10 protein-coding genes are annotated in these 11,582 nt (G+C 39.7%); 6 read left to right on the top strand and 4 right to left on the bottom strand.

What is annotated here, in order from left to right:
• Position 1 precedes the first annotated feature (1 nt).
• From SJY09_RS10935 to SJY09_RS10910, 6 genes are all read left to right on the top strand, one after another.
• Positions 2–1,153, top strand: a complete 1,152-nt coding sequence (locus SJY09_RS10935) for an alpha-hydroxy-acid oxidizing protein (protein WP_396635756.1) — start codon at positions 2–4, stop codon at positions 1,151–1,153.
• A 12-nt stretch (positions 1,154–1,165) separates the two neighbouring features.
• Positions 1,166–2,584, top strand: coding sequence for a purine-cytosine permease family protein (locus SJY09_RS10930; protein WP_396635755.1), 1,419 nt, complete (start codon positions 1,166–1,168; stop codon positions 2,582–2,584).
• Between the two features lie 127 nt (positions 2,585–2,711).
• Positions 2,712–3,752, top strand: coding sequence for a PfkB family carbohydrate kinase (locus tag SJY09_RS10925; RefSeq protein ID WP_396635754.1), 1,041 nt, complete (start codon positions 2,712–2,714; stop codon positions 3,750–3,752).
• A 66-nt stretch (positions 3,753–3,818) separates the two neighbouring features.
• Positions 3,819–4,487, top strand: coding sequence for a bifunctional 4-hydroxy-2-oxoglutarate aldolase/2-dehydro-3-deoxy-phosphogluconate aldolase (locus tag SJY09_RS10920; RefSeq protein WP_396635753.1), 669 nt, complete (start codon positions 3,819–3,821; stop codon positions 4,485–4,487).
• Positions 4,488–4,496: 9 nt separating this feature from the next.
• Positions 4,497–5,897 (top strand): glucuronate isomerase, encoded by a 1,401-nt coding sequence (gene uxaC, locus SJY09_RS10915; protein ID WP_396635752.1) that lies wholly within the window; start codon positions 4,497–4,499, stop codon positions 5,895–5,897.
• A 36-nt stretch (positions 5,898–5,933) separates the two neighbouring features.
• Positions 5,934–6,914 (top strand): Gfo/Idh/MocA family protein, encoded by a 981-nt coding sequence (locus SJY09_RS10910; RefSeq protein ID WP_396635751.1) that lies wholly within the window; start codon positions 5,934–5,936, stop codon positions 6,912–6,914.
• A 70-nt stretch (positions 6,915–6,984) separates the two neighbouring features.
• Here SJY09_RS10910 and SJY09_RS10905 read toward each other — a convergent pair whose 3' ends face one another.
• The 4 genes from SJY09_RS10905 to SJY09_RS10890 all read right to left on the bottom strand — a co-directional run bounded on the left by SJY09_RS10905 (position 6,985) and on the right by SJY09_RS10890 (position 11,577).
• Positions 6,985–8,679: a GMC oxidoreductase gene (locus SJY09_RS10905; RefSeq protein ID WP_396635750.1), complete on the bottom strand. Its 1,695-nt coding sequence runs from the start codon at positions 8,677–8,679 to the stop codon at positions 6,985–6,987.
• 148 nt (positions 8,680–8,827) lie between these two features.
• Positions 8,828–10,123 carry a TRAP transporter large permease gene (locus SJY09_RS10900; RefSeq protein ID WP_396635749.1) on the bottom strand — a complete coding sequence of 432 codons (1,296 nt, stop codon included), beginning with the start codon at positions 10,121–10,123 and terminating at the stop codon, positions 8,828–8,830.
• A 3-nt stretch (positions 10,124–10,126) separates the two neighbouring features.
• Positions 10,127–10,588 carry a TRAP transporter small permease gene (locus SJY09_RS10895; protein WP_396635748.1) on the bottom strand — a complete coding sequence of 154 codons (462 nt, stop codon included), beginning with the start codon at positions 10,586–10,588 and terminating at the stop codon, positions 10,127–10,129.
• An 11-nt stretch (positions 10,589–10,599) separates the two neighbouring features.
• The gene (locus SJY09_RS10890; RefSeq protein ID WP_396635747.1) at positions 10,600–11,577 is read right to left on the bottom strand and encodes a TRAP transporter substrate-binding protein; all 978 of its coding nucleotides are present in this window, start codon (positions 11,575–11,577) and stop codon (positions 10,600–10,602) included.
• Positions 11,578–11,582: the final 5 nt, after the last annotated feature.

The raw sequence follows: 11,582 nt of genomic DNA, 5'->3' as shown, positions 1-11,582 counted from the left end.
TATGGCCAAGGAGTTTCACCCTGATTACCCGTCCATGGACGATTTAAGAAATAAAGCTATGCGAAGAATACCAAAATTCGCATTTGAATATCTAGATGGTGGTTGTAATGAAGACGTAAGTATTTCTAGAAATACCAGAGAGATTAGAGAGGTACAATTACAGCCGAGATATCTCAGGAATAGGGGTGTAAGTTCTACTAAGACTAAGGTGTTGGGAATGGAATTTGACGCTCCTTTTGGTATAGCACCGGTAGGATTGCAGGGGCTAATGTGGCCAAATTCTCCGGAGATACTGGCAAAATCAGCATTTAAAAATAACATACCTTTTATACTTAGCACGGTGACCACAATGAACATTGAGCGCGCAAGTGAACTTACGGAAGGTAATGCATGGTTTCAATTATATAATCCGGCAGAAGATTCGCTGCGAGATGACATTATCAATAGAGCAGCTGCCGCAGAATGCCCAGTTCTTGTACTTCTTTGTGATGTGCCTACATTTGGTTATCGCCCAAGAGATATAAGAAATGGTTTGGCATTGCCACCTAAAATGTCGGTAACAAATATCATGCAAATATTGGGTAAACCTACATGGGCGTTTAATACATTAAGATATGGGCAGCCTACTTTTGAAACACTTAAGCCATATACACCAGAAGGTCTAAATTTAAAGCAATTAGGACAATTCATGGATAAGACGTTCTCGGGAAGATTAAACGAGGACCGCATTAAACCCATTCGCGATAAGTGGAAGGGAAAGCTGGTTTTAAAAGGTGTTGCTTCTGAACAGGATACGCAAGATGCCATTAGACTCGGATTTGACGGTATTATCGTTTCTAACCATGGTGGTAGACAATTAGACGCAGCAGAATCTACCATAAATTCACTTTCTGATATAGCGGCAAAATATGGTGACCAGATAGAAGTGATGATGGATAGTGGTTTGCGATCAGGTCCTGACATCGCCAGAACCATGGCTACAGGAGCTAAATTTACTTTTATGGGAAGGTCTTTTCTCTATGGTTGCGGTGCTCTTGGAAATCAAGGCGGTGACCATACGATAGCAATGTTGAAAACGCAGTTTAAGCAGGTTATGGACCAACTATGCTGTGAACGGGTAGAGGACTTGCCCAAGCATCTAATAAACAACTAAAACCAACCTAAAATGAGCCAACATAATATTGAAGAAGAAATAGAGGAAATTGCAGGAGGGGAATTTGAAAGGGAACCCATTCCACAATCAAAATTAAAAGGCTGGAAAAGTTTTCTAGGGATGTATGCCGGCGAACATGCAGCAGGTACAGAATTTATGATTGGCCCTTTGTTCTTGACAGCAGGGGTAAGTGCTTTTGACCTAATTGTTGGTTTGTTGCTGGGAAATTTATTGGCAGTGCTTAGTTGGCGATTTTTAACGGCAAAGATTGCTGTTGAAAATAGATTAACACTCTATTATCAGTTAGAAAAAATCTGTGGAAAAAAATTGGTTATCGGATATAATCTGGCGAACGGAATTCTCTTCTGCTTCTTGGCGGGTGCAATGATAACGGTTTCGGCAACTGCAGTTGGAATTCCTTTTGATATGGAAATGCCTAAACTGACCGATACCTTACCCAATGGACCAACTTGGATTATCATTGTCGTAATCATAGGAGCTGTGATTTCTCTTATAGCTTCAAAAGGATATGATACGGTTTCGAAGGCAGCAAATTGGATGTCTCCAATTATTGTGCTTGCGTTTATTGCTTGCGGTATTGTAGCGTTAAACCAACTAGGTGTTAAGAATTTTACGGATTTTTGGAATATTTGGGGAGAGGGTTCAGAACCCTTTCCAGGACAATTAAAATATACGTTTTGGCATGTTGTGATTTGGTCTTGGTTCGCTAATGCGGCTATGCACGTCGGTATGTCCGATTTATCGGTGTTCCGTTTTGCGAAAAAAGAAAATGCAGGATGGACAACTGCAGCCGGAATGTATGTAGGCCATTACATGGCTTGGATAGCTGCGGCTTTGTTGTATGCGGTTTATTTAAAATCTCCAGAGGCACAAACATTTTTATCCAACGGAGAAGCACCGCCAGTGGCACCGGGGCCATTAGCTAATAACGCTATCGGTATCTTTGGAATTATCGCAGTGGTCTTAGCGGGGTGGACAACAGCTAACCCTACCATATATAGGGCAGGATTGGCTTTTCAAGCTATAATGCCCAAAGTGTCTACGTTTTGGGTTACCATAATAGCGGGAACCGTCGCTACTATAGCGGGACTATTTCCCGCATTTGCAATGAAATTGTTAGGTTTCGTAGCCTTGTACGGATTCATATTAGCTCCTTTTGGTGCCATTATCGTCTTTGAGCATTTCTTTCATAAACAGGCGGGTATTGTAAAGAATTATGCAGAGGCTGCAAACCTGAAATTTAATAGGTCCGTCTTTCTGGCCTGGGCCATCAGTTTTGGACTGTTCTATTTTATATCGCTTCAGTTTGATGTTTTTCTGTCATTTGTAACACTACCGGCATGGCTCCTATGTGGTATACTGTTCTTAATTTTCAGTAAAAAATTCCAAAAGAGCTCCAAAGCAGTATAGTTCCTATACTAGGAAACGAATATTGTACTTTTTTGGGCCCTATTGTGAATCAAATAAAAATAAATAAGGGTTAATTTTAAACGCTAAACATTAACGATTAACCTCTTGTCTCAATAAAATCAAGTAAATGAAGAAAGTAGTGACTTTTGGAGAAATTATGCTCCGTTTATCCCCTCCGGGATTTTTAAGGTTTTCCCAAGCCAATAGTTTTGATGTAGTCTATGGTGGTGGGGAATCTAATGTTGCCGTTTCCTTAGCCAATTATGGTGTTCCGGTAGAATTTGTAACCCGTTTACCTAAAAACGATATCGGAGCATGTGCGCTTATGGAAATGCGAAAGCGTAATGTTGGTACCAATAGTATAGTATATGGGGGAGACCGTTTGGGAATATACTTTCTGGAAACCGGTGCGGTGAGCAGAGGAAGTAAGGTTGTTTATGACCGTGCGCATTCTGCTATTGCAGAGATTACAGCCGGCATGATAGATTGGAAATCGGTTTTTAAAGGAGTAGAGTGGTTTCACTGGACCGGTATTACTCCGGCTATCTCCCAAGGAGCCGCAGATGCCTGTTTGGAAGCTGTAAAGGTAGCAAGTGAAATGGGCGTAACTATTTCTACAGATTTAAATTATCGTGCTAAGCTTTGGAAATATGGAGGTGATAGGGAAGCTATAATGACCGAACTTACTTCCTATTGCGATATTATTTTAGGTAACGAAGAGGACGCGGAAAAACATTTTGGGATTAAACCAGAAGGGTTGGATATTACAACCCAGGGAGAGCATGTAAAGGCAGAGGCCTTTTTATCTGTTTGTGAACAGATGATGAAAAAATTCCCTAGGGCTAAAAAAGTGATTACTACCCTAAGAGGTTCTATATCTGCTTCACATAATAGTTGGGCCGGTGTTTTGTATGATGGTGAAACCATGTTCAAATCTCCAGAATATCAAATTACCGATATTGTGGATCGTGTTGGTGGAGGCGATAGTTTTATGGGTGGATTAATTTATGGATTACTTAAATACCCTGAAAACGATCAAAATGCACTTAACTTTGCGGTTGCAGCCTCTTGTTTAAAACATACCATTAAGGGAGATGCCAACTTAGCAACGGTTGCTGAGGTAGAAAAACTGATGAGTGGTGATGCGTCTGGAAGGGTTGCTAGATAAACCGAGTAATAAATAGTATAGATTACGGGGCGGTTTTCTGCTCCGTTGTTTTTTAAAATTAGAGATATGTCACAATTTTCAAGAATTGAAGTAGCTTCGGTAATGAAGGAAAACGGAATGGTACCTTTATTTTACCACCCAGATATAGAATTAGGAAAGAAAGTTTTAAAAGCATGCTATGATGGTGGTTCTAGATTAATGGAGTTTACGGCAAGGGGAGATTTTGCCTTTGAGGTATTTTTAGAATTAAATAAGTATGCGATAAGGGAATTACCTGGAATGATTATGGGCGTAGGGTCCATAACCGATGCAGCTGCAGCAAGTATGTTCATGCAAATGGGGGCGAATTTTATCGTCACTCCTTCTTTAAGAGAGGATATCGCCATCGTATGTAATCGTCGAAAGGTATTATGGTCCCCTGGTTGTGGTTCTTTGACAGAAATAAATAAAGCCGAGGAGATGGGCTGTGAAATTATAAAACTATTTCCAGGCTCTACGTACGGGCCAGGTTTTGTAAAGGCCATACGTGGACCGCAACCTTGGACAAATATTATGCCAACAGGAGGTGTGTCCACAGAAGAATCCAATTTAAAGGGTTGGTTTGATGCAGGTGTAACCTGCGTAGGAATGGGTTCTAAATTAATTAGTAAGGATATTTTAGCAAATAAAGATTATGAAGGGCTAAAAAAGAAAGTTTCGGATACTTTGAAGCTTATTAAAAAACTACGAGCCTAAGACTTTAGTATGAAGACATTTATTACTGATGATTTTTTATTGCAGAACGAATTTTCAAAAAAACTGTACCACGGTTATGCAGCCGATGTACCAATCATTGATTACCATAACCACCTGCCCCCAAATGAGATTTCAGAAAATAGGGTATTTGAGAATATAACGCAGGTTTGGTTGGCGGGAGATCATTACAAATGGCGTGCAATGCGTGCTTTAGGCATCAATGAAAAGTATATTACAGGAGATGCATCCGACAAGGATAAATTTCTAAAATGGGCGGAAACGGTACCATACACAGTACGTAACCCTTTGTATCACTGGACACATTTAGAATTACAGCGGTATTTTGATATCGATTCGTTGCTGTCTCCTAAAAATGCAGAAGAAATATATGATCGTACGGCGTTTATGCTGCAACAAACATCTCATCATACCGTTGGCTTATTGCAAGAGAAAAAAGTAGAATACCTATGTACTACAGATGACCCCACGAATACTTTGGAACATCATAAAAGTATTAGTAAAAAAGAAATCTCACCTAAAGTTTTTCCAACGTTTCGGCCGGATAAGGCCTTTGCCGTTGAGGATACTCCTTCATATGTTGTTTATATAGCAAAGTTGGGAACGGTAGTAGGAAGTGATATTAAGAATTATGATGACTTATTAGCCGCCTTAGTACAAAGAATAGATTATTTTCATGAAATAGGAGGGAGGTTAGCAGATCACGGTCTGGAGCAAATGTACTATGTTGAAAAGGATGATTTTAATAGTGATACGCTTTTTAAAAAGGTTATGGACAAGAATAACCTTAGCGCCGAAGAAGTTTATTTTTTTAAAGCTAAGATATTGTTGTTTTTAAGTAGGGAATATCATAGACGAGGATGGACACAACAGTTTCATCTTGGACCAATTAGAAATAATAACAAAAGACTTTTGGCGAGTTTGGGTCCTGATACTGGTTTTGATTCTATGGGAGATTTGCACCAAGCTAAAACCATGAGTGGCTTTCTCAATGAATTAGATAGTACAAACGAACTAACCAAAACAATACTTTATAACCTTAATCCATCAGATAATGAAGTTTTTGCTACCATGGCCGGTAATTTTAACGACGGTAGTATTAAGGGTAAAGTGCAGTTTGGTTCCGCTTGGTGGTTCTTAGATCAGAAAGATGGTATGGAAAAGCAAATAAATACCCTTTCTAATATGGGGTTGCTTAGTTGTTTTGTTGGTATGCTTACAGACTCTAGAAGTTTTCTTTCATTTACACGACACGAATATTTTAGAAGAATTCTTTGCAATCTAATTGGGAAGGATGTGGCCAACGGAGAGTTACCCGCGGACGAAAAGTGGCTTGGTAAAATAGTTGGTGATATTTGTTATCATAATGCGAAAGACTATTTCGGACTCTGATTGATATATTATAGTCGAACACAAAACTTTAAGACAATGAACACTGTAAAATGGGGTATCATCGGATGTGGCGATGTTGCTGAGGTAAAAAGCGGTCCTGCTTTTCAAAAAGTAAAGCAGTCAGAATTGATCGCTGTCATGCGCCGCGATAAATCAAAAGCCGAAGATTTTGCAAAACGGCATAATGTTCCCTATCATTTTAATAATGCTGACGAGCTATTACAACGTAATGATATCAATGCTATATATATAGCTACGCCACCTTCAACCCATTTAGAGTATACCTTGATGGCGTTGGATGCAGGTAAAGATGTATATCTTGAAAAACCAATGACATTAAATTTTGTAGAAGCTAAGATTATTGTTGAGACTTTAAAGAATACATCAAGTAAGCTCACTGTTGCTCATTATAGAAGAAAACTACCGGCGTTCGTGAAGGTGAAAGAACTTTTAACCGAAGGTGCTATTGGTAAAGTGTTAAGTGCTGATATTCAAATCTTACAACCCAAAGAATCTAATATAATAGCCGATACTGAAGATAATTGGCGTTTAAACCCCGAAGTTTCTGGAGGGGGCTATTTTTATGATATTGCACCGCATCAAATCGATTTAATGTTTTACTATTTTGGCGCTATTAAAGCCGCATTCGGATTTTCAAGTGCTGATAATGAAATAGTATTAGTGGATGATATCGTAAATGGAATTATCAGTTTCGAAAATGGAGTACAGTTTAGAGGAATATGGAATTTTATAGCTTCTGAACATAATCAGAAAGATGAATGTGTCATTTACGGAGCGAACGGTAGTGTTCAATTTTCGTTTTATGGGGAAGAGGTGATATTGAAAAACAAGGATGGCATACAGGTGTTCCCATTTAAAAACCCCAAGCATGTGCAGCAACCTATGATTGCTGCTGCAGTGGATTACTTTTTGGAAAAAGGAAAAAATCCTTGTCCTGCCGAAGATGGTCTTCTAGTGATGCAAACTATGGAACAACTGTGCGGCAGACAGTTTTAATATTGCTTGGTTTTCAATTTTTTACATTGGAATAGTATTCGGAAATTATAATTACATACGAACCAACCGTCTAGATATTACGCTTCTTTAACTCGCTCACCGCATGGTCGGCAGCTCTTGCGGTCAATGCCATATAGGTTAGTGACGGGTTTTGATTTCCGGAAGATGTCATACATGCGCCATCTGTTACATACACATTAGGTACTTCATGTAGCTGGTTGTGTTTGTTCAAAACAGATGTTTTTGGGTCATGTCCCATCCGTGCTGTGCCCATTTCATGGATACCACCACCCATATAGGAATCTCGTTTGGTGGCTCTAACATCTTTAAAGCCAGCGTTCTCCAACATTTCTTGAGCTTGAATAATCCAATCTTTCTTCATTCTTTTTTCGTTCTCCTTGAATTCAGCGTCAAATGTAATGGTAGGCAGGCCGTATTTGTCCAGCTTGTCATAGTTTAAGGACATGTGGTTTTCATGATAGGGCAGTACCTCTCCAAAACCACCCATATTAATACGCCAACCACCAGGCTCTAACATGGCTTCCTTATATTTTTTGCCATAGCTATATTCTGGAATCACGGTACTGTAATCATTTCGGCCCGCTCCCCCTTGGTATCCGTATCCACGTATAAAATCTACCTTTTCGGAGGATGAATTTAAATTTCTAAAACGTGGAATGTAAAAGCCGTTAGGGCGTTTTCCTTTGTAATATTTATCCTCGTAACCGTCTATCTTTCCAGAGGCTCCAGCTCCTAATTGGTGATCCATTATATTATGGCCTAGCTCGCCACTTGCGTTGCCCATTCCATTTGGAAAAGCATCGGATTTGGATTGCATTAAAATCGCGGTAGATGCCATAGAAGAGGCGCATAAGAAGATTACCTTGGCCTTGAATTCAAGTATTTCTTTAGTATTGGCATCAACTACTTTTACTCCAATAGCCTTTTTCTTTTCCTTATCGTAAAGTACCTCTGAAACAATGGAGTCTGCTCGTAAGGTCATATTTCCGGTAGCTTCCGCCATAGGAATCGTAGAAGAATTTGAACTGAAATATGCTCCGTAAGGGCAACCTCTCTTACATCTATTTCTATATTGACAAGTTCCTCTTCCCGAACCGGGTTTGGTACCTTCGGTAATATGTGCTACCCTACCAATGGTTAAAACGCGGTCTGTGTAATATTTGGCCATTCCCTTTCTCAAATGCTCTTCTACACAATTCAACTCCATTGGTTTTAGAAAAACACTATCCGGTAGTTGTGGCAAACCTAAAGCTTCACCACTAATACCAACATGTTTTTCTACATACGAATACCATGGTTCAATGTCTTTGTAACGAATGGGCCAATCTACACCGATGCCGTCTTTTGCATTAGCCTCAAAATCAAGATCGGACCAACGATAGGTTTGCTTTCCCCAGATTAAAGAGCGCCCGCCGACTTGGGTACCTCTAATCCAATCAAAGCGTTTGGTTTCATCATAGTCGTGATCAGAATCTTTATTAAAAAAATGTTTTGTCGTATTGTCCAGTCGCCATCGTAACTGCTTGGTATAGTGTTTCTTTTGTTCTGGAGTAAGTTTGCCCCCATTTGGTATATCCCAAGGGTCTTGGTGCATGGTTGGATAATCGATTAGATGGTTCACCATTCTACCGCGTTCCAATACAAGGGTTTTTAAACCTTTTTCACAAAGCTCTTTTGCGGCCCAACCTCCGCTGATTCCTGTTCCTACTACAATTGCGTCATATTCGGTTTCTGTGGCTTTCAAAGGCATTTTTTTGTATTTGAGTTATACTTAAAAGTACGAATTAGCAGGAATGAGGGTGTCCTGTAGTGTTAGGTATTTCGATCTGTAGTAAAATCAATTTATCGGTTATTCAAGACTTATTATTATGTTATCTTACACAATAGGCTGCTTATAATCCAAACTGTCTAGGTAACCATAGACTCAACTCCGGGAAATAGGTTACCAAGAATAAAGCGAATATCATAGCTATAAAAAGCGGGAGCAAGGGTTTTACTACTTTCTCAATACTGGTTTTGGCAATCCCGACACCTACAAAGAGTACCGAGCCAACCGGAGGTGTACAGAGTCCTATACAAAGATTCAGCACCATGATGATACCAAAATGAACTGGGTCTAGTCCCAAAGCCGTTACCACGGGTAAGAAAATAGGTGTAAAAATGAGCACTGCAGGAGTCATATCCATAAATATCCCTACAAAAAGCAACAATAAATTTATGATTAAGAGAATTACAATAGGATTGTCACTTAAGGCCAAAAGACCGGTGCTAATCTCCTGTGGTATATTTTCATAACTTAATGCCCAAGACATGCTCATAGAGGCACCAATTAGGAGCATTACAATGGCAGTTGTTCCTGCGGAGTCTAATAGTATTTGTGGCATTTTAGGAAGGGTTATTTCCCGATAAATCATACCGAGAACAAAACTGTAGAGGACTGCAATTGCAGAGGCCTCAGTAGCAGTAAAAATTCCCGTAACGATACCGCCAATAACAACGACCAACATAAACAGACTCGGTAGGGCATCTACAAAAGTTTTAAAAACCGCTTTTAAGGTACTTCGTTTTCCAACTTTGTAGCCTTTTTTCTTCGCCCAAAATGAGGCTACTATCATTAAAAATAATCCGGTTAAAATACCTGGAATATAGCCTGCTAAAAATAATGCCGCGATAGATGCCCCACCACTAGCTAGGGAATAAACAATTAATACATTACTAGGTGGAATAATTAACCCTGTTGTGGCAGCAGTAATATTCACAGCAGCACCGAATTCCCTAGAATAGCCTTCTTTTTCCATTTCTGGACCTAGAATACTTCCCATGGCTGAAGCTGCTGCCATGGCAGAACCTGCTATGGCACCCATGAGCATAGCCGAAATGATGTTAATTAAAGCTAAACCTCCTGGTAATGCACCTACCAGGGTTTTTGCAAAGGCAATGAGCCGATGCGCAATTCCTCCTTTGTTCATAAGTTCTCCTGAGAGTATAAATAAGGGTATGGCCAAAAGGGCAAAACTATCGAGTCCCGTACCAATTCGTTGAGATACCGTAGTGGCTGCTGGTAAAACGGGTATACTCACTAACAACGTTAATAAGGAAGATATAGCGATGCTCCACGCAACAGGGGTTCCTATTGCCAAAAGACATATAAAACTGATAACTAATACGAGTATTGGTGCGTATTCCATGGTTTATTGTTTTTTAAGTATGTCTGAAATCTTATAATAAATTATTAGTAACCCACTGATTGGAATAACGGCGTACACCACTGCCAAGGGTACTTGTAGGGCTGGTGAATTTTGACCCAATACATAGGTGATATATACTAATCGGGAACCACCAATGACCATGGCTAATAAACAGAACAGAATTATTAAGATACGTACGATGAACATTAAGCGTTTTTGGGTTGGCTGACTTAATCTGGTAGGTAAAACATCAATGGCCACGTGCATATTTCTGCCTGATATGTAGGCAGCACCTAGGATACCTACCCAAATCATTAGATAACGAGCAAGTTCATCTGTAAAAGAACTTGGTGAACCTAGAATAAAACGACTCGCTACCTGCCAAAGCACATTAAGCACCATCACAGCCATAATGATGACCAGAAAATTTGCCAGTACTTTATCAATGGTTTTTCGTAATTGCATACTTTGGTTATTTAGTTGGTTGCCTGTATTTTTTGTATCAGCTGATAAAATTCTTTATCTTCTTTATACTTGTCAAAGGAGTTTTTTATTTTTTCCGAAAACAGTGTTTTGTCTGGTCTAATGATTTTTACCCCTGCCTCTTGAACAGCTTTCAAAGCTTCGTTTTCAGCTTCTAGCCAAAGCTTACGTTGGTATACGACCGATGTTTCTACGGCTTGTTTTAACCAGCCCTGTTCCTGCGGGGTCAATTTGTCCCATAAATAAGTTCCTGCTAAAAGTACATCTGGGAGTACGGTGTGTTCATCTAAAGTGTAATATTTCGCAACTTCGTAATGCCTGGATAGGTAAAAACTAGGGGGATTATTTTCTGCACCATCTACTACGCCTTGTTGAAGTGCTGTATATAGCTCACCCCAGGAAATTGGGGTAGGAGAACCGCCTAATCCGCTTACCATGTCCATTGCCGTAACACTTTCCATAACCCGTATTTTTTGACCGGTTAAATCTTCTGGGGTGGTTACAGGTTTATCCTTTGTATAAAAACTACGACTGCCAGCATCGTAATACCCTAATCCTTTTAACCAATATTGTTCCCCTTCGTTAAGGAGTTGCTGTCCTATGGGACCGTCTAAAACCGCAAAAGAATGTGCTCTATCCCGAAACAGGAACGGAAGGCCCAACACCTTCATTTTAGGTGCAAAATTCTCTAGAACACCAACTGATACCTTGGTCATGTCCAAACTGCCAATTTGTAACAATTCTAAACATTGCCGCTCCGTACCCAGTTGTTGACTAGGGTAAATCTCTAATTTTAATTTTCCATCGGAGAGCTGTGCTAAATCTTCACCCATTTTAACCATGGCCTTATGAACACTATGGCTCACGTCCAAACCATGCCCTAATCTGATAGTTTTGGTTTCATCGGTCTTTGCACAAGAAATAACAAATGCGGTAACTAGAAGAAGAAGTAAACTGTTTTTTAGTTTCATTTGGA

The organism is Maribacter sp. R77961 (genome assembly GCF_044594925.1).
GTDB lineage: Bacteria > Bacteroidota > Bacteroidia > Flavobacteriales > Flavobacteriaceae > Maribacter.
This window is presented reverse-complemented; position numbering and strand designations above follow the sequence as displayed.

Bases quoted from the DNA above. Each gene is read 5' to 3' on its own strand.
- SJY09_RS10920 (WP_396635753.1), top strand. From the start codon at position 3,819: ATGTCACAATTTTCAAGAATTGAAGTAGCTTCGGTAATGAAGGAAAAC.
- uxaC (WP_396635752.1), top strand. From the start codon at position 4,497: ATGAAGACATTTATTACTGATGATTTTTTATTGCAGAACGAATTTTCA.
- SJY09_RS10890 (WP_396635747.1), bottom strand. From the start codon at position 11,577: ATGAAACTAAAAAACAGTTTACTTCTTCTTCTAGTTACCGCATTTGTT.
- SJY09_RS10895 (WP_396635748.1), bottom strand. From the start codon at position 10,588: ATGCAATTACGAAAAACCATTGATAAAGTACTGGCAAATTTTCTGGTC.
- SJY09_RS10900 (WP_396635749.1), bottom strand. From the start codon at position 10,123: ATGGAATACGCACCAATACTCGTATTAGTTATCAGTTTTATATGTCTT.
- SJY09_RS10925 (WP_396635754.1), top strand. From the start codon at position 2,712: ATGAAGAAAGTAGTGACTTTTGGAGAAATTATGCTCCGTTTATCCCCT.
- SJY09_RS10930 (WP_396635755.1), top strand. From the start codon at position 1,166: ATGAGCCAACATAATATTGAAGAAGAAATAGAGGAAATTGCAGGAGGG.
- SJY09_RS10935 (WP_396635756.1), top strand. From the start codon at position 2: ATGGCCAAGGAGTTTCACCCTGATTACCCGTCCATGGACGATTTAAGA.
- SJY09_RS10910 (WP_396635751.1), top strand. From the start codon at position 5,934: ATGAACACTGTAAAATGGGGTATCATCGGATGTGGCGATGTTGCTGAG.